A 17934-nucleotide genomic window follows, 5' to 3' on the forward strand; every position below is an offset into this window, starting at 1 on the left:
GCGCTGGGTCGCGCCGAGTGTTCACCCGGGCGGCGGGACGACAATGATGGGGCGCATGAAGACCGCCGCAGCGCAGTTCGCTCCCGCACCGGGTGACGTCGAGGCCAATGTCCACTTGGTGTCACGCCTGATCCGTACGGCGTCCGGGGAAGGCGCCCGCGTCGTCGTCTTCCCCGAGCTGGCCCTGACCGGGTACGAGCTGCGGCTGATCGCCAAGGACCCATCCCTCTGGGTGGCCGAGGACGACCCGCGGCTCGGCCCGGTCAGGGACGCCTGCCGCGAGAGGGGCACCGCCGCCGTCGTCAACTGCGCCGCCCGCACGGACGGCGAGCGGCCCGCCATCACCTCGCTCGTCATCGGGCCCGGCGGCGAGCTGCTCGCCCGCTACGACAAGCGGCATCTGCACGGGGACGAGCTCGACCTCTTCACGGCCGGGGGCACGGACGGCCGGTTCACGCTCGACGGCGTCCGGTTCGCGCTGGCGACCTGCTACGACAACCGCTTCCCGGAGCTCGCCGAGCGGGCGCGTACCGACAACTGCCAGGTGTACCTGGCGAGTTCGGTGCTCGACGCGGAGAACGACTCCTTCGAGACGGTCTACCCGGTCCGCGCCCGGGACAACGGCCTGTATGTGCTCCTCAGCAACGTGGTGGGGCACAACGAGGCCGGGGACTGCCGGGGCGGCAGCGCGATCTGGGGCCCGGACGGCGCGGTGCTCGCCGACGCGGGCGCCGCGGCACCCGGTCTCGCGATCGCCGACCTCTCGCTCTAAGCGGTGTCCCCGGGGCCGCTCAGTCCTTGTTGAAGCTGTACGGAGCCGGGGGCGGGTTCGCCGGCTCCGGCTCGGCCGGCGCCACCAGGTCCCGCGCCAGCAGCGTCGCGCCCGCCACCGCGCCCGGCATCAGGAACACCGCGACGAGCGGCACGAGGAAGGAGAGGGTCAGCGGCACACCGAAGCCGAGGGTGAGCATGCGGCGCCCGCGCAGCAGCGCCAGGCGCTCCTTCATGTCGATGCCGCGCCGCTGGAGCGCCACCGAGGTGAGTTCGTGCGTGAGGAAGAAGCCCGAGACGCAGAAGCCGATCGCCGGGACCACGGTCTGGCCGACGACCGGGATGAAACCGAGGGCGAAGAGCAGTACGCCGTACATCACCACCCGCGCCAGGATCCGCAGCGAGTCACGCGCGGAGATCCACAGCTCGCGCCAGAGCGGCAGCCCGGACTCCGGGACGTCGCCGCCCTCGGTGCGGTCGACCTGCTCGGAGAGGGATTCGTAGAACGGCTGGCCGATGAGCAGCGTCACCGCGGTGAAGGTGATCACCGTGATGAACAGCCCGAAGGCGAAGACCAGCGCGGTCAGAAAGCCGCGGAACAGGCCCTGCCAGGGCGAGGACCAGTCGTCGGCGAACGGTGTCGCCCAGCCGGTCAGATCGTCGGCGCCGTAGCCGAGACCGACGAGCGCTGCCGCGTACAGCACCAGGGTCACCAGTCCGGGCAGCAGCCCGAAACCGAACCACCGGCCGTGCCCGCCGACCCAGCGCTGGCCCTTCACCAAGTAGCCGAAGCCCACACTGAGATCACGCATGGGAGTCACCCTATCGGGCGTCCGGACACCCCCTGGTGAGGGGCGGCGCAGCGCGGAAACCGGACCTCTGAGGCACCACCGTTCCCAGGTAGCGCTCTTGTTGCCACGGCCCGGGCACGGTAGACCCTCCGTTCATGGCACTCCTCAGACCTCTCCTCACGACCACGGGTACCGCCGTTGTCGCCGGGGCACTGCTGCTCACCCCGCTGTCGGCGGCGGCCGCCCCCGGGAGCGACGGCCCGCGCCCGCACCCCTTACGCGAGGGCGGCGGGCGCGACACCGCGGCCGCGAAGGCTCCCCTCTCCGCCGCCGCGAGCGCACTGCGCACCGCCACCCCCGAGCCGGCCAGGAACGGCGGATACCCCCGCAGGACCGTCCTCGACGCGCCGCCCGAGAACCCGGCCGACAAGTCGATAAAGCTCGGCCTAGCGCCGTACCACTCACTCGCCCCACGGCTGAACGCCCTGCAGCAGCTCGGCAACCGGGTCAGCGTCGAGGTCGCCGGGCGCTCCGCCGGCGGCCACGAGCTGTATCTCGTCACCGTCACCGCGCCCGAAAGCTCCCAGCAGACGCGCGAGCAGGAGCGAATGCGGGAGCTGATCGAGAACTCCCCCTCGGCCGCCGCCAAGGACAAGCGCATCAAGTCCTCGTACAAGACGCCCGTCTTCATCAACAACAACATCCACGGCAATGAGTGGGAGGGCACGGACGCCGCTCTCGCGCTCATCGAGGACCTGGCGAAGGCGAAGGACGGCACGACCGGCGAACTGCTGGCCAAGAACCGGATCTATCTCAATGTGACGGCCAACCCGGACGGCCGTATCGCCGGAACCCGCGCCAACGCCAACGGCTTCGACCTCAACCGGGACTTCATCACCGGCTCCCAGCCCGAGGCCCGCGCCATCCGCCAGATCGCCATCGACAAGCAGCCGGCCGTCATGCTCGATCTGCACGGGTACGTCAACGGCACTCTGATCGAGCCGACGACGCCGCCCCACGGCGAGAGCTACGAGTACGACCTCTTCCTGAAGAATTCCTACGCCAACGCGCTGGGGATGGAGAAGTCGGTCAACGGGCTCGGCTACACCCCCGCGAAGGACGGCGTCGAGCCCGCCATCATCCCCTTCCGGGACTGGGAGGAGGGCTGGGACGACTGGCCGCCGATCTTCGCCCCGCAGTACATCGCCTTCCACGGCGCGGTCGCCACGCACACCATCGAGATCCCGCTCGCCGTCAACAACGAGGAGTACGACTCCCTCCCGGTCGCCGAGCTGCGCCGCCGGGCCGGGATCAACACGGACGTCGCGGGCGCGGCGATGCGCGCGGCGCTCGACTACACGCGCACGCACCGCGCTTCGGTGATAGCCGACCAGATCGAGACGTTCCGGCGGGGCGCGGCGGGCGAGGCGCAGCGGCCGGTGTCCGAGGAGACGGTGCCGGGGGTGCCGGGCATCGGTCCCGAGGACGTGTACACCACGACGTTCCCGCGGGCGTACGTCATTCCGGCGGGGCGCGGTCAGCGCTCGGCGACCGCGGCGGCCCGTCTTGTGGACCATCTGGTCGTCAATGACGTACGGGTGGAACGGGCGCTGCTGCCCTTCCGGCTGGCGGGCCGCAGCTACCCGGCAGGGTCGTACGTCGTCGACATGCGCCAGTCCAAGCGCGGTATCGCCCATGTGATCCTTGGAGAGGGCCGGGACATCAGCGCCGACGTCTCCACGATGTACGACATCTCGGGCTGGAGCCTGGGGCTGCTGTGGGGCGCGAGCGTGGACAAGGCCGCCAAGGGTGATCTCCGTGTTCTGGGGCGTACGGTCCATGCCGCGTCGCCCACCGGTTACGTCGCTCCGTTCGGCGATCTGCGGCTGCGGCTCGACGACCCGAAGGAGCTCGCCGCTCTCAACTCCCTGCTCGCGCAAGGGGTGAAGGTGCGGCGCGCGGCGGACGGTTCGGCGATGGTACCGGGCTCGGCCCGCGGTGTGGCGTCCGTACTCGCCGACCGCCTCGGGGTCGTCTTCTCCGCGACCAGGGAGAAGGGCACGGTGACGCTGGAGCGGACCCGGGTGGCCGCGGCGGTGCCGGCGGGTGAGCTGTTCGCGCTGCGTGAGATGGGCTTCGAGGTCCAGCCGGTCTCGACGGCCACGCTCAACGCGGGCTACGACTGGTCGAAGGCGGATGTGCTGTATGTGTCGAGCGGTCTGGACTACGGGAGCCTGAACCCGGCCGCCCGCGACGCGTTCCGGGCCAGTGGTGTCGGTGTCGTCGGCCTCGGCTCGGACGGTGCGGCCTTCAACGCGGACGCCGGGCTGCTCGCGGCCAAGCCGGTGGCGGGCAACGGCGACGCGAACGGCGTGGTCCGGGTGGCGAACGCGCCCGGCAGCCCGGTCACCGGCGGCGCGCTCGCGCACACCTTCGTCTACTCGCCGCTATGGTTCACCGACCTGGGGCCGGGGGTGCGCGTGGAGCAGTCGTACGGCACCGGGAACCCGCTCGTCTCGGGCCACTGGCGGCCGGCGGAGGACGGCGCGGGCGGCCCGGCCAACGCGGCCGGCCAGGCGTCGATCGTCAGTGGCAGGAGCGCGCAGGGCGCTCCGGTCGTGCTGTTCGGTACGGAGCCGCTGTTCCGCGATCACCCGAAGGGTGTGTTCGCACAGGTCGGCCGTGCGCTGATCACGCGCTGACCGGACGCCGGGAGCAGGGCGCCGGGAGTAACGAGAGCAAGCAGTGAGGGCCGCACCCCGGACGGGGTGCAGCCCTCACCTGCGCGCTGACGGTCAGACCGCGAGGTCGACCGTGATGTTGCCGCGGGTGGCCTTGGAGTACGGGCAGACCTGGTGGGCCTTCTCGAGCAGGGCCTTGGCGGTGGCGGCGTCCACGTTCGGGATGGTCGCGGAGATCTTGACGATGATCCCGAAGCCGTCCTCGTTCTTGCCTATCCCGACCTCGGCGGTGACCGTCGAGCCGGAGATGTCGGCCTTCTCCTGGCGGGCGACGACACCCAGCGCACCCTGGAAGCAGGCGCTGTACCCGGCGGCGAAGAGCTGCTCCGGGTTGGTGCCCGCGCCGGAACCGCCCATCTCCTTCGGCGGGTTGACGACGACATCGAGCTGACCGTCGTGGGTGGCGACGCGGCCGTCACGGCCGTTCTCCGCGGTGGCGGCTGCGGTGTACAGGACGTCGGACTGCTGGATGGACATAGAGAGGTTTCCTCCTGCTGGTTCACCGCGGCTCGCGCCCACGACCGCGGTGGCTGAGGTCGAGACTACTGGGTGAGCGAAACGATCATCTTGCCGGTGTTCTCACCGCGCAGCAGACCGAGGAACGCGTCGTAGCCGTTCTCGATGCCCTCGACGACGGTCTCGTTGTACTTGAGCTCGCCGGAGGCGATCCAGCCCGCGACCTCGCGGACGAAGTCCGGCTGGAGCGCGGTGTGGTCGTTCACGAGCATGCCCTGCAGGCGCAGCCGCTTGCCGATGACGAGGGCGAGGTTGCGCGGGCCGGGAGTCGGCTCGGTGTTGTTGTACTGGGCGATCATGCCGCAGATGGTCGCGCGGCCGAACACGTTGAGCGAGGAGATCGCGGCCTCCAGGTGGTCGCCGCCGACGTTGTCGAAGTAGACGTCGATGCCGTCGGGGGCGGCCTCCTTCAGCTGCTGCCCGACGGGGCCGTTCTTGTAGTTGAAGGCCGCGTCGAAGCCGTACTCCTCGACGAGGAGCTTGACCTTCTCGTCCGAGCCCGCCGAACCGATGACGCGGGAGGCGCCCTTCAGCTTGGCCATCTGGCCGACCTGGCTGCCCACCGCGCCGGCCGCGCCGGAGACGAAGACCGCGTCGCCCTCCTTGAAGGAGGCGACGTCGAAGAGGCCTGCGTAGGCGGTGAGGCCGGTCATGCCCAGCACACCGAGGTACGCGGAGAGCGGGGCCAGCGCAGCGTCGACCTTGGTGGCGTACTTCGCGGGCACCTCGGCGTACTCGCGCCAGCCGAGCCCGTGCAGGACGTGGTCGCCGACCGCGAAACCGTCGGCGTTGGAGGCGATGACCTCGCCGACCGCGCCGCCCTCCATGGGGTGGTCGAGCTTGAAGGGCGGGGTGTACGACTTCACGTCGTTCATCCGGCCGCGCATGTACGGGTCGACCGAAAAGTGCAGATTGCGCACGAGGACGCGACCCTCGCCCGGCCCGGCGACCGGGGTCTCACGCAGAGCGAAGTCCTCCGCCTTGGGCCAGCCGTGCGGGCGGGCGACGAGGTGCCATTCACGGCCGGACGCGGGAAGTGCGGACATGCTTCGTTCCTCCTAGAAAAGCTTCACCATCTGAAACAACCATGCTCCTGGATATTTCATGTTGTCAAGTATCTGGGTATCCTGGTGCCCATGGCCACTCCACGAACCGATCCACTGACCGTCGAAGTCGTCGAGCTCATCGGCACTGTCGTGGCTCGTTACTACGCGGAGTACGAGCAGGCCGCGGCCAAGCACTCACTCACCGGCGCCCAGGCCCGGGTACTGAGTCTGCTGACCCTGGAGCCGACGCCCATGCGCCGTATCGCGCAGAAGCTGAAGTGCGAGCCGTCGAACGTCACCGGCATCATCGACCGGCTCGAGGCCCGCGGGCTGGTGGAGCGGCGCCCCGATCCGAACGACCGCAGGGTCAAGCTCGCCGCCCCCACCGAGGACGGGCGGGTCACCGCGCGCCGGCTGCGGGAGTCGCTGGACTTCGCGCGCGAGCCGCTGGCGGAGCTCTCCGACGAGGAGCGGACCGTGCTGCGGGACCTGCTCAAGCGGATGCTGGGCAAGGAAGCGCCCGTCGCCGCCCGGTAAGCGCTGTACGCCCTGTCCGGCCGGACAGACCTAGACGCACCACCAGAGGAACTGTTCGCACGTCTCGGAGGGGGTCGGCGCCGGGTCGGCCGGGGGCGGCGTCTGGCCGGGGGCCGATGCGGTCGGCTGCCCTGAGGACGACGGCTGCGCACTCCCGGAGGGCTGACCGGCGGAGGACGTGGGGGACGGCGGCTTCTCGGCCGAGCTGGTCGCGGTCGGCTTTCCGCTGCCGGTGCCGGTGCCGCTGCCGGCGCCGCTGCGGGTGCCGGTGCCCTTGCCGGGGCCGGTCCCGCCGGGACGTACGGAACCGGACGACGAAACGGCCGATTCCGTCACCTCGGCCGGGCCCTCGGGAGTCGCTTCGCTGTCCGTGGGCTCCGGTGTCTCCGACGCGAGACTCGTCTCTTCCTTCACGGCGGTGGCCGCGCCGTCGCCACCGCTCTCGGTGGCCAGCTCGGCCAGGCTCAGCGCACCCGCCGCCAGCGCCAGGACGACCGTGCCGAGCAGCACCTTGCGGCCGCGCGGCTTGCGCGCGCGGCGCGTGCCCGCCGACTTGCGGCGCGGCGGCGCCTCCCGACGGGAACGCCGATGGCCCGCCGGCTCGGACACCTCGTCCAGTTCGAAGACGTGGTCCGCCGCGGGCGCACTGGGGCTGAAGTGCCTGAGCTCCTCGACGGGTGTACCGCATCCGGCGCAGGCCAGGGCCCCGTTGAGGTGCCGTCGGCACTGGTTGCAGTAATCCATGGCGCCCGCAGATTATGCGGCGTGGGGGTACCAGCGGTGGATGGGCCTGTGAGGATCTCGTGTGGAATCTTCACTTCCGCGGCGCGTCAGCTCGCTTGCGTTGACGGTGGTTCACCGCGAGTCACGGGGCAGGATGTCGGGCATGACCCCTGCCGCACCCTTCGGGCCACTCGACTTCCAACTGGTACTGCTGCGCCGGATGGCCGACCACCAGCCGGGACTGGTCGAGGACGCCCGCCACGAACTGGGCGTCTCCATCGCCGAGATGCGTGAGGCCAACCGCCGCTGGCAGGCGATGGTCCGCTCGCCGAGGACTCGTGGCGCGCTCTCCCGCTACCGCTCGGTGCTCGGTGCGCCGGAGCAGTCCGTACGGCGGCGGATCGGCGATCTGGAGTGCGACGCGCTGCTGTGGCCCGTACCGCTCTGGCCCGATCTGCGTTTCGAGGTGCTTGCGGCGGACGGCGGGGCGGTGTGGAACGAGTGGCTCGTGCGCGCGCCGGGGGCGGCGGGCCCGTCGCTGCGCACGGTGGATGACCTGAAGCCGTGATCGTGCACGGTGGACGAGGCGGCGAGGGCGTTCCCACCGGCGACCCCGCTGGAGGGCTCCGCCCCGACGAGGTGGCGCTTGCGCCTGACCCTGCCGGACGGGGGGCAGCGCGTGGCGGAGTTCACGTGGGGTCTGCTCCAGCGCGTGGAATAGCCGCGGGCTCGCCCGGCAGGCGGGTTGGTCCTCAATCGCCGCCGAAGGTCGCGTGCACCCAGCGACTGCGTCCCGCCATACGGGCGACACAATCTGGCGGGTCGTCAGCTCCGTACCCCCGACCGGCTCACCCAGCGCGCGCACCTCCCCCGGCGATCGCACGATGCGAACAAGTACCGCACTCGGGAGGATCTGCCGTGACCGTCAGCCTTGAGCAGTTGCGCCGTTGCCATGTCGCCGTCGACCTGGGGGCCGCCAGGACCCGCGTGTTCGTGAAGGGGGCCGGGCTCGTCGTCGACGAGCCGAGCGTCGCCGCCGTGAACACCCGCACCGGAGCGCTGATCGCCGTCGGCGCCCTCGCCGAGAAGATGACGGGCCGTACGCCCGACTACATCCGGGTCGCGCGCCCCATCGCCGGCGGCACCATCGTCGACATCGAGATGGCCCAGCGGATGCTCCGTCACCTCCTCGGCGAGAAGCTCCGCCGCCAGCTGCGCCGCAAGCCGCGGCTGCGCGCCGCCGCGTGCACCCCGCACGACAGCGACCCGCTCGCCCAGCGCGCCGCCGTCGAGACCCTGGTCGGCCTCGGCGCGCGCCGCGTCGAGCTGGTCGACACCCTGATCGCCGCGGCCGTCGGCTGCGGGCTGCCCGTGGAGCAGCCCACCGCGACCATGATCATGGTGTGCGGGGCGGCGACCACGCAGGTCGCCGTCCTCTCGCTCGGCGCGATCGTCACCGCCGAGCGGATCCCGGTGGGCGGCAACGCCATCGACCACGCGGTGATCCAGCACCTGCGCCACCAGCACGAACTGCTGCTGCCCAGCCAGTCCGTACGCCCCCTCCAGCTGGCCCTGCACGGCAACGGCCTCACCGCGCAGGGGCCGGCGTCGACGGAGATCCACGGCCGGGACGTGGCCACCGGGCTCGCCCGCTCGGTGAAGGTCGACACCGCCGCCGTACGGAACGCGATCCACACCCCGCTCACCGCCGTCCTCGACGGCATCGGCAAGGTGCTGCGCGACTGCCCGCCGGATCTGGTCGCCGATCTCGCCGACCGCGGAATCATGATGGTCGGCGGCAGCGCGCTGCTGCCGGGCCTGGACCAGATGCTGCGCGACGCGACCGGGATGCCGGTGCACATCGCCGAACGGCCCGACATCTGCGCCGTACTCGGCCTCGGCGCGATGCTGGAGGGCAAGATCCAGCAGATGGTCCTCGACCCGCTCGCGGAAGCCCACTGACGGCGTGAGCGGTGGTCGGAGTGGTGGTCACTGACGACGGGACGGGCGACGGGACGGGCGACGACGGCGAGCAGGGGACGACGGTCACCCGGCAGGCGCCGTTGTAGCGGCCCGCAGGGCGATCCGGGTGCTGGACTGGGCGACGCCCGCCTCGCGTTTGAGGGTGCGCAGCAGCGCGTCCAGTTCGGCGGGGCCGGCTGCTCTGGCCCGTACGAGGTAGTCGTGCGCCCCTGTCACATGGACGACTTCGGTGATGCCGGGCAGCTTCAGCACGACCCGCTCGAACTCCTCGTTCGTCGTGTCGAGCCGGAGCGTGATGTCGATGAAGACGACGAGGCCCGCACGGGAGTCGGCGGTGGGATCCACCAGGGTCGTGAAGCCGCGGATGACGCCGTCGCGGAGCATCCGGCGCACCCGCTCGGCCGTCGCGTTGGCGCTGAGGCCCACGCGTACGCCGAGATCGCGGTAGGAGATCCGCGCATCCTCCCGCAAAGCACCGATGATTTCGCTGTCGAGACGGTCCATACCGCGATTGTCGCAGTGCTGGCCGTAATCCGGCCGCGCGGACGACAGGCGGGAACCGACAGTGTCCGCCATGAGTATGTGGACGACAGCGATGGCGGGCGCGGCCGCGGGCCTGGGAGTGGCGATGCCCATCGGGGCGATGGGCGTGCTGCTCATCCAGGAGGGCATGCGCGGCCGCCGCCGGGCGGTGGCCGCCGCTCTCGCGGTCGCGGTCGTCGACCTCGCGTACGCCGCGGCGGCCACCGCACTCGGCCCGTTCATCGCCTCCGTGCTCTCCGGCGTGGAGGCCTGGGTCCGGCTGGTGTCGGCCGCCGTGCTGGCGGCGATCGCGGTACGGGGGCTGCTCGCCTCGAGGCACAGCGAGCCCACCACGGAGAACGAGGGCACAGGCGGCGTCGGTTCCGGTGGCCCGGTGCGGACCTTCACCCGGTTCGCCGCGCTCACCCTGATCAACCCCACCACCGCGCTGTACTTCACCGCGCTGACCGCCGCGCAGGGCGCGGCCCTCGGCGGGGGCGCGGCCGGCGCCCTCTTCGTCGGCGGCGTCTTCGCCGCCTCGCTGGCCTGGCAGCAGCTGCTGGTCGCGGTCAGCGCCTTCGCGGGTGCGCGGATCTCGGACACCGCCCGCGCGTGGACGTTCCGGACCGGGTACGGCCTGGTCGCGGTGTACGCGGTCAAGGTGGCGCTGCCGCTGCCGTCCTGGTCCCAGGGCCTCTGATCCAGCGAGATGACGACGGCGAACAGGGGAACGATCCTGGTGCGCAGCGCCAACACCGTGACCTCCTCAACTTGTTACGCGCAAGTAGCCGGGAGATTGGTCGGGTCTGAGAGTGTGGATGACCAGTCCCGTGCAGCAACACATGGCGATACATGACGACAGACGGAGGACGACGAGTGAGTGACCTCTTCCCGGCTCTGGCGGCGGGCTCGGACCGGCGCGCCCTCCGTTTCGGCGAGCGTGCGCTGACGTACGGGGAGCTCGCCGGCGCGGCCGGTTCGCTGGCGGCCCGGATCTCCACCGCGCGGCGCGTCGCCGTCTGGGCCACGCCCACGCTGGAGACCGCCGTGGGCGTGGTGGCGGCGCTGCTGGCCGGGGTGCCGGCCGTGCCGCTGAACCCGAAGACGGGTGAGCGCGAGCTGGGGCACATCGTCGCGGACAGTGCGCCGTCGGTGGTACTGGCAGGGCCGGACGACGAACTGCCGCCCGCACTCGGCCACTTGGAGCGCATCGACATCCCGGTGGCGGGTCCGGGCGGTCCACTGCCTCAGGAGCCGGACCCCGAGGCACCCGCGCTGATCGTCTACACCTCGGGAACGACGGGCCCGCCCAAGGGCGCCGTCCTGCCGCGCCGGGCCATCGCCACGACTCTGGACGCGCTGGAGGACGCCTGGCAGTGGACCGCGGACGACGTCCTGGTGCACGGGCTGCCGTTGTTCCATGTCCACGGTCTGATCCTGGGCGTCCTCGGGCCCCTGCGGCGGGGCGGTGAGGTGCGCCACCTGGGGAGGTTCACGACACAGGGCGTGGCGCGCGAGCTCGCGGCGGGCGGCACGATGCTCTTCGGCGTACCGACGATGTACCACCGGCTGGCCGAAGCACTCGATACGGACCGGGAGTTGGCGAAGGCCCTCACGGGCGCGCGGCTGCTGGTGTCGGGCTCGGCGGCGCTGCCGCCGCACGACCACGAGCGGATCGCGGCGGCGACGGGCCGCCGGGTGATCGAGCGGTACGGCATGACCGAAACCCTGATGAACACCTCAATCCGCGCGGACGGCGAGGCGCGTCCGGGGACGGTCGGCGTGCCGCTGCGCGGCGTCGAACTGCGCCTGGTCGACGAGAGCGACGGCATCGGCGAGATCCAGGTGCGCGGGCCGAACCTCTTCACGGAGTATCTGAACCGGCCCGACGCCACGCAGGCGGCCTTCGACGGCGACTGGTTCCGTACGGGAGACATGGCGAGCCGCGACGCCGACGGCTACATCCGTATCGTCGGCCGCAAGGCCACGGACCTCATCAAGAGCGGCGGCTACAAGATCGGCGCCGGCGAGATCGAGAACGCGCTGCTGGAGCACCCGGGGGTACGGGAAGCGGCGGTGACAGGCGAGCCGGACGCGGATCTGGGCGAGCGGATCGTGGCCTGGATCGTGCCGGCGGATCCGTCCGGGCCGCCCGCGCCCGAAGAGCTGTCGGCCCATGTGGCCGCCCAGCTCGCCCCGCACAAGCGCCCGCGCGAGGTGCGCTTCCTCGACGCGCTGCCGCGCAACGACATGGGCAAGATCCTGAAGCGGGCGCTCCATGGGTGACCGCGTAGGTGCTCGCGAGGCGATCGCGCTGGTCTGCGACGACTTCACCGAGCAGGAGCCGCCGGAGGGACCGGGCGCGCCGGACGGCCCGATCGCCTGGGAGGGGTACGACGCGGCGCGCGCGAGGGCCGCGGCGCGCACGGGCTCGAAGGAGTCCGTCGTCTACGGCGAGGCGACGCTCGGCGGCCGCGGGTGTGTGCTGATCTCCTTCGAATTCGGCTTCCTGGGCGGCTCGTTGAGCGAGCGGGCGGGTGACCGTCTGGAGGCGGCGTACGGCCTGGCCCGCGCACGGAGGTGGCCGCTGATCTCGCTGATCGCAACGGGCGGCAGCCGTATGCAGGAGGGCATGATCGCCCTGTCCCAGCTCCAGCGGGTGGCCCGCGCCTCGGTGCTGCTGCGCGACGCCGGGGTGCCGCACATCGCGGTGCTGCGCGACCCGACGACGGGCGGCGGCTGGGCCACGCTGGGCGCGGGGGCGGACGTGATCCTGGCCCTGCCCGGCGCGCAGGTGGGCTTCGCGGGCTCGCGGGTACGCCCGCCGGACGCGGACCCGACGGCGTACACGGCGGAGGGCCAGCTGGCATCGGGCCAGATCGACGCGATGGTGCGCGGCGAGGAGCTGCGCGAGGTGCTGTCGTTCTGGGCGACGGCGCTGGGCGAGCGCGCCGCGCGAACGCGCGGCGGCGGCGCCGGGGACGCCGAGCCGGAGGCCGCGAGCACGGTCCGGGCCACGCCTGGCCCCGCCGGGCCGGAGAGTGCCGGGCCGGAGAGTGCCACGGCATCCGCCGACCCGGCCCGTGTCGAGCCCGCTCCCCCTCCCCGCGCCCTCACCTCCACCGCGCTCCCCCTCACCGGGTGGGACGCCGTCCAGCAGGCCCGCGTGCCGACGCGGCCTCGGGCCGAGGCGTATCTCGACCAGTACTTCACCCACCGCCGGGACCTCAGCGGTGACCGCTGCGGCGGCACCGACCCCGGGCTGCTCTGCGGTGTCGGGCTGCACGACGGGCGGGCCGTCGCGTACGTCGCGCAGTGCGGCACCCCGACCCGGCCCGCCGGATACCGGACCGCCGCGCGAGTGGTGCGGCTGGCCGGACGGGTCGGCATTCCCGTGCTCACGCTCATCGACACCCCGGGCGCCGCCAACGACGCCGAGGCCGAGCGGGCCGGTGCGGGTGCCGCGATCGCGGAACTGTTCTCGGCCGTCGCCACCGCCCGTACCCCGCTGACCAGCCTCCTCATCGGAGAGGGCGGCTCCGGCGGGGCGCTGGCGCTCGCCGCTCCCGGCAACACCTGGGCCACTGCGGACAGCTACTTCTCCGTCATCGCGCCGGAGCTCGCCGCCGCGATCCTCAAGCGCGGGCCCGAGCAGGTGCCCCGGACGGCGGACCAGCTGCGGCTGCGGCCGCAGGACCTGGTGGAGCTCGGCGTCGTACGCGGAATCGTCGCCCCGGACCACTAGATGAATCAGTCCAAGGGATGGCCTGCGGACATGGGACGAGGTCGTCCAATGTCAGTGTGTGAAGACAGACCTGGACACCCTTTGGACTCATTCATCTAGTGGAGGCGGGCCAGCAAGTGGGCGTCGAGGAAGCCCCGCTCGGAGGCCGGGTCGTGGAGCAGCCGGGCGAACGTGACGAGCCCGGCCCCGGCCAGCAACTCGGCGAACCGGTCCACCGGCCAGCTATAGGCGGGCGTCACCTTGTGATCGAAGCGGACCGGCTCCGGTCCATCGGTCGCGAAGAACGAGACCAGGAGCAGGCCCCTTGGTGCCAGGACACGCACCTGCTCGGCGAGCAGCGCGGGCAATTCCTCAGGCGGAGTATGGATCATCGAGTAGTGGGCCAGCACGCCGCCGAGCGCGCCGTCCTCGACCGGCAGGGCCTCCATCCGTGCCTCGTCGAACCGCAGCGCCGGATGGGCCCGCCGGGCGTGGTCGATCATGGCCGGGGAGAGGTCGAGCCCGAAGGCATCCAGCCCCAAGTCGTGCAGCATGGCCGTCAGATGTCCGGGCCCGCACCCGACATCGGCTGCCCGCAGGTTCCCCGTCCCGCGCACCAGCTCGGCGAAGGTGCCGACCATAGCCCGCGCGAACGGCTGCGTCTCCAGCCGATCAGCGAACATCGACGCATAGAGCTCGACGATCCCGTCGTAGGCCGCCCTGGTCTCGTCCTGGTGTTCCACCACGGGAAGGAAGCTAACACCCGCGCCGTTCGCAGCCGTTCTCCGGCCCCGTACCGACCCCCACCCCCAGGGACTGACCGTCCCGTCACATGATCCCGGGACAGGCCCTAGTAGTTCGGAGAAGCTGGCACACGTGCGTCCTCGTCAAGGGACGGTTGTCCAACTGCTGCTGCAGGGGCTCTCATTCGGCAGGTCGGGTCCGACGGCTTTGGGACGTGGCCTGCCCGGCGCCGGGGGACGCCGGGCAGGCCGGTGCTGCCCCGGGGGGAGGCAGCGTCTGGGGGGTGTGCGCCGCTATGGCGTTGTCGGAGTATCCGTAGAAGTGGCGGCGTTCCGTGGTGCTCGCGCGTCCATCGGGTGCGCGCTCACCCCAGTCGACGACCCAGTGGGGTCGGCTCTGCAAGGTTGCACGCGCGGCTCGCCATCGGCCGCGTCTCGGGTCGTTTGACGGTTTCGCCGACCGACGATCCGGACAGTCGGCCGCATTCCACGCGAGCGGATAGAGAACAGCCAGTCAAAGACGTGTTGCTACGCGGATCAGGTCGGCGACTGCGCGAAGTCGGCTCTGCGAGGGCCAAGCGAGCACCGTTTTCACCGGCGGAGCATCCAGGACCGGCACGGCGGCGAGATCCCGGCGCAGGTCGGTGCTGGCGGACTCGGGGATGATCACGGTGGCACGGCCGAGCGCGATCAGCTGGAAGAGCTGTGTCAGGTTCCGTACCTCTGCCCCTGGTCCCTCCGGGTAGTTGCCATCAGGACCGGGCCAGCGAGCCATCGGGAGTTCCGACAATTCGGTGACCTCAGCCACCCGAATCTGTGAGCGGCCGGCAAGTGAGTGAGAGGTGGGCAGGATCGCCACCTGTCGCTCGGTATACAGAATTTCGGTGTCGAGTCCGACCGCCGAATCGAATGGCAAGTGCAGCAGAGCCACATCGGCTTGCCCATTCTGCAGCAATTTCTGTTGCTGATGCGCCTCGCAGAGCAACAGATCGACGGTGGCTGCGCCGGGCTCCGCGCGGTAGGCATCGAGGAGTTTGGCCAGCAACTCGCCGGCGGTGCCGGATTTGACGGCGAGGACGAGGCGGGGGCGCCTTTGCGCAGCCTGCTGGGTACGCCGCTCAGCTGCGGCTACCGCGCTGAGGATCGCGCGCCCCTCGGTCAGCAGCACGGCCCCGGCCTCGGTGAGCGTGACCTTGCGGCTGGTGCGCTCCAGCAGCGTGACCCCGAGCTGTCGTTCGAGCCGGGCGATGGCTCGGGACAGGGGCGGCTGGGCTATCTCCAGACGTTGGGCGGCCTTGCCGAAGTGCAGTTCCTCGGCGACGGCGACGAAGTACCGCAACTCGCGTATCTCCATGCATGCACAGTAACTTCGGCGGACAGTCGATTGATGTCGCTCAGGTATTGCTGCATGACCCAGATGGTGTTGGTGCCTGGTCGAAGCGCAGCCATGCTCGCTGTCATGAGTGAGAAGACAATCGCGCTGGTCACCGGTGCGAACAAGGGAATCGGGTACGAGATCGCGGCCGGGCTGGGCGCATTGGGCTGGAGCGTCGGTGTCGGCGCTCGGGACGAGCAGCGCAGGAAGGACGCCGTGGCGAAACTGCGTGCTGCAGGTGCCGACGCGTTCGGGGTGCCCTTGGACGTGACCGACGACGCGAGCGTTACCGCCGCAGCGCAGCTGATCGAGGAGCGAGCGGGACGCCTTGACGTGCTGGTCAACAACGCCGGCGTTGCAGGCGGTTGGCCGGAAGACCCTACGACCGTCGACCTGGAGACCGTGCGGCGGCTGGTGGAGACCAACGTCATCGGCGTCATCCGGGTCACCAACGCGATGCTGCCGCTGTTGCGCCACTCGGCGCACCCGCGGATCGTCAACCAGTCCAGCCATGTCGGCTCTCTGGCCCTGCAGACCACGCCCGGTGTCGACCTCGGAGGGATCAGCGGGGCATACGCGCCGACGAAGACCTACCTCAACGCCGTCACCATCCAGTACGCCAAGGAGCTGAGCGACACCAACATCTTGATCAACAACGCCTGCCCCGGCTACGTGGCCACCGACCTCAATGGGTTCAGCGGCACTCAGACCCCTGAGCAGGGCGCGGTGATCGCCATCCGGTTGGCGGCTCTGCCCGACGACGGCCCCACCGGTCAACTGTTCGACGACAATGGAGTCGTGCCATGGTGACTTTCTGATGTGTTCCTGCTCGACTGGGCTGCGGCTCAACGCGCCCCACACGCGCCCTGTGGGCAGCCGTCACCCACGGCCTTAGCTTGTTCTTCAGCCTCCGGACTCGAACGACGGCCCGTACTTGACCTGACGGTGTGCGCGGACGCGGTACGCGCGGGGGGGGCGGGTGCGGGGCGGCGGGGTCGACGGCAGCGGTCGCCCGTCCGGCGGGGAGCAGTACGAGGATGTCTCCTCGTACGCCCGGGGAATGGGTGGCTCCGGGTGTTCCGAAGAGTCTCGGGGCTGACAAGTTGCTTGGGGATACGGTTCCTTGGCGGGTAGGCGCCATGGCGGGCAACCGCCAGTCCGGCAACCGCCAGTCCGGCAAGATCGGCCGGACTGGGCCTCAAGCCGTCGGGTTGCGGGCGTCGTAGCGGGCGAATCCGCGCCAGCGCAGCGCGAGCAGCGAGACCGCCAGCAGACACACGATCCCACCGCCCGTCACCGCAACGGTCGGCGAGGTCAGACCGGCGACGCTGCCGGCCAGGAAGTCGCCCAGCCGCGGCCCGCCCGCGACGACGACGATGAACACGCCCTGGAGGCGGCCGCGCATCTCGTCCGGAGCCGCAGCCTGCATCATCGTGTTGCGGAAGACCATCGAGACGGTGTCCGCGGCTCCGGCGAGGGCGAGGAAGAACAGCCCGAGCCAGAGGTTGCGGGTGAGCCCGAAGACGGCGATCGCCGTGCCCCACGCGCCCACGGCGAGCAGAATCGCCAGCCCGTGCCGCCTGATCCGCCCCTGCCACCCGGAGAACACCCCGCCGAGCAGCGCGCCCAGGGCGGGCGCGGCGACGAGCATTCCGGTGGTGCGTGCGTCGCCGTCGTACCAGAGCACGGCGACGGCCGGGAACAGCGCGCGCGGATGGGCCAGGATCATGGCGCAGAAGTCCGAGAAGAAGGTCATCCGGAGGTTGGGCCGGGTGGCGAGAAAGCGCAGCCCGTCCAGCACGGACGCCTTCTTGGCCCCGGCGGTGCGCTCCGGGCGCATCGACGGCAGCCGCCACATCGCGTACAGGGACGCGGAGAAGGCGACGGCATCGATGAGATACGCGGTCTGGTACCCCGCGAATCCGACGATGAGCCCGCCGAGCATGGGCCCGATGAGCGTCCCCGACGTCACCATCATCGAGGAGAGCGCGTTCGCGGCGGGCAGCTGCTCGGGCGGCAGCAGCCGGGGGATCATCGCGCTGCGGGCCGGGGAGTTGACGGCGGCGCACACGGCCTGGAGGGCGACGATGGCGTACAGGAACCAGACCCGGTGGTACCCGGCCAGCGCGGCGACGGCGAGCCCGGCCGACAGCACGGCGGACCCGCTCGCGCTGACGAGCCCGAGCTTGCGCCGGTCGACGGTGTCGGCGATGGCACCGCCGTAGAGCCCGAACGCGACGAGCGGCACGAGGGAGCAGAGCCCGACGAGGCCGACGGCGAAGGTGGAGCGGGTGATGTCGTAGACCTGAAGGGAGATCGCGAGAGCGGTCATCCCCTGCCCGACCCAGGAGATGGTGCTGCCGAACCAGAGCCGGCGGTAGTGGACGGACGTACGGAGGGGGGTGAGGTCGGCGAATATGCGGGGTCGGCGGGCGGTATCGGTCATATGAGGCGGCGGGGCG

At 71.1% G+C, this 17934-nt stretch carries 17 protein-coding genes and 1 pseudogene; 9 read left to right on the top strand and 9 right to left on the bottom strand.

Annotated features, from left to right (window positions below):
* The first annotated feature begins 55 nt into the window (after positions 1-55).
* Positions 56-772, top strand: coding sequence for a carbon-nitrogen hydrolase family protein (locus tag SLUN_RS12165; RefSeq protein ID WP_108148506.1), 717 nt, complete (start codon positions 56-58; stop codon positions 770-772).
* Positions 773-791: 19 nt separating this feature from the next.
* Here SLUN_RS12165 and SLUN_RS12170 read toward each other — a convergent pair whose 3' ends face one another.
* A complete protein-coding gene (locus tag SLUN_RS12170) occupies positions 792-1583 on the bottom strand; it encodes an EI24 domain-containing protein (RefSeq protein ID WP_108148507.1) in 792 nt (263 codons plus the stop codon).
* A gap of 134 nt (positions 1584-1717) precedes the next feature.
* Here SLUN_RS12170 and SLUN_RS12175 point away from each other — a divergent pair, with 134 nt between their 5' ends.
* Positions 1718-4264 (top strand): M14 family zinc carboxypeptidase, encoded by a 2547-nt coding sequence (locus SLUN_RS12175; protein WP_108148508.1) that lies wholly within the window; start codon positions 1718-1720, stop codon positions 4262-4264.
* Between the two features lie 93 nt (positions 4265-4357).
* Here SLUN_RS12175 and SLUN_RS12180 read toward each other — a convergent pair whose 3' ends face one another.
* The gene (locus tag SLUN_RS12180; protein WP_108148509.1) at positions 4358-4780 is read right to left on the bottom strand and encodes an organic hydroperoxide resistance protein; all 423 of its coding nucleotides are present in this window, start codon (positions 4778-4780) and stop codon (positions 4358-4360) included.
* A gap of 65 nt (positions 4781-4845) precedes the next feature.
* Positions 4846-5865 (bottom strand): NADP-dependent oxidoreductase, encoded by a 1020-nt coding sequence (locus SLUN_RS12185; protein ID WP_108148510.1) that lies wholly within the window; start codon positions 5863-5865, stop codon positions 4846-4848.
* A 90-nt stretch (positions 5866-5955) separates the two neighbouring features.
* On the opposite strand from SLUN_RS12185, the gene SLUN_RS12190 reads away from it, so the two are divergent.
* On the top strand, positions 5956-6402 hold the full coding sequence (locus SLUN_RS12190) for a MarR family winged helix-turn-helix transcriptional regulator (RefSeq protein ID WP_108148511.1): 447 nt from the start codon (positions 5956-5958) through the stop codon (positions 6400-6402).
* 30 nt (positions 6403-6432) lie between these two features.
* Here SLUN_RS12190 and SLUN_RS12195 read toward each other — a convergent pair whose 3' ends face one another.
* On the bottom strand, positions 6433-7146 hold the full coding sequence (locus tag SLUN_RS12195) for an SCO2400 family protein (protein WP_175313246.1): 714 nt from the start codon (positions 7144-7146) through the stop codon (positions 6433-6435).
* Positions 7147-7279: 133 nt separating this feature from the next.
* On the opposite strand from SLUN_RS12195, the pseudogene SLUN_RS12200 reads away from it, so the two are divergent.
* Together SLUN_RS12200 and SLUN_RS12205 are read left to right on the top strand one after the other, a co-directional pair.
* Positions 7280-7846, top strand: a pseudogene (locus SLUN_RS12200) (hypothetical protein).
* A gap of 197 nt (positions 7847-8043) precedes the next feature.
* Entirely contained in the window at positions 8044-9087 is a 1044-nt protein-coding gene (locus tag SLUN_RS12205; protein WP_108148512.1) for a rod shape-determining protein, read from the top strand.
* An 84-nt stretch (positions 9088-9171) separates the two neighbouring features.
* Here SLUN_RS12205 and SLUN_RS12210 read toward each other — a convergent pair whose 3' ends face one another.
* Complete coding sequence (locus SLUN_RS12210; RefSeq protein WP_108154693.1) at positions 9172-9612, bottom strand: Lrp/AsnC family transcriptional regulator; 441 nt, start codon at positions 9610-9612, stop codon at positions 9172-9174.
* A gap of 70 nt (positions 9613-9682) precedes the next feature.
* Here SLUN_RS12210 and SLUN_RS12215 point away from each other — a divergent pair, with 70 nt between their 5' ends.
* The 3 genes from SLUN_RS12215 to SLUN_RS12225 all read left to right on the top strand — a co-directional run bounded on the left by SLUN_RS12215 (position 9683) and on the right by SLUN_RS12225 (position 13375).
* A complete protein-coding gene (locus SLUN_RS12215; protein ID WP_159100234.1) occupies positions 9683-10330 on the top strand; it encodes a LysE family transporter in 648 nt (215 codons plus the stop codon).
* 176 nt (positions 10331-10506) lie between these two features.
* On the top strand, positions 10507-11916 hold the full coding sequence (locus SLUN_RS12220) for an acyl-CoA synthetase (RefSeq protein ID WP_108148514.1): 1410 nt from the start codon (positions 10507-10509) through the stop codon (positions 11914-11916).
* On the top strand, positions 11909-13375 hold the full coding sequence (locus SLUN_RS12225) for a carboxyl transferase domain-containing protein (RefSeq protein ID WP_108148515.1): 1467 nt from the start codon (positions 11909-11911) through the stop codon (positions 13373-13375). Before SLUN_RS12220 ends, SLUN_RS12225 begins: the two co-directional genes overlap by 8 nt.
* A gap of 95 nt (positions 13376-13470) precedes the next feature.
* On the opposite strand, the gene SLUN_RS12230 is transcribed toward SLUN_RS12225, so the two are convergent.
* From SLUN_RS12230 to SLUN_RS12235, 3 genes are all read right to left on the bottom strand, one after another.
* Positions 13471-14100, bottom strand: coding sequence for a class I SAM-dependent methyltransferase (locus SLUN_RS12230; protein ID WP_108148516.1), 630 nt, complete (start codon positions 14098-14100; stop codon positions 13471-13473).
* Positions 14101-14278: 178 nt separating this feature from the next.
* Entirely contained in the window at positions 14279-14500 is a 222-nt protein-coding gene (locus SLUN_RS41105) for a DUF6302 family protein (RefSeq protein ID WP_254708743.1), read from the bottom strand.
* 111 nt (positions 14501-14611) lie between these two features.
* Entirely contained in the window at positions 14612-15451 is an 840-nt protein-coding gene (locus SLUN_RS12235; protein ID WP_108148517.1) for a LysR family transcriptional regulator, read from the bottom strand.
* Between the two features lie 93 nt (positions 15452-15544).
* Here SLUN_RS12235 and SLUN_RS12240 point away from each other — a divergent pair, with 93 nt between their 5' ends.
* Positions 15545-16282, top strand: a complete 738-nt coding sequence (locus tag SLUN_RS12240; protein WP_108148518.1) for an SDR family oxidoreductase — start codon at positions 15545-15547, stop codon at positions 16280-16282.
* Positions 16283-16670: 388 nt separating this feature from the next.
* Here the strand turns inward: SLUN_RS12240 and SLUN_RS12245 are convergent, their stop codons facing one another.
* Positions 16671-17918, bottom strand: a complete 1248-nt coding sequence (locus tag SLUN_RS12245; RefSeq protein WP_108148519.1) for an MFS transporter — start codon at positions 17916-17918, stop codon at positions 16671-16673.
* Positions 17919-17934: the final 16 nt, after the last annotated feature.

The sequence above is a fragment of the Streptomyces lunaelactis genome (assembly GCF_003054555.1).
Classification (GTDB): Bacteria; Actinomycetota; Actinomycetes; order Streptomycetales; family Streptomycetaceae; genus Streptomyces; species Streptomyces lunaelactis.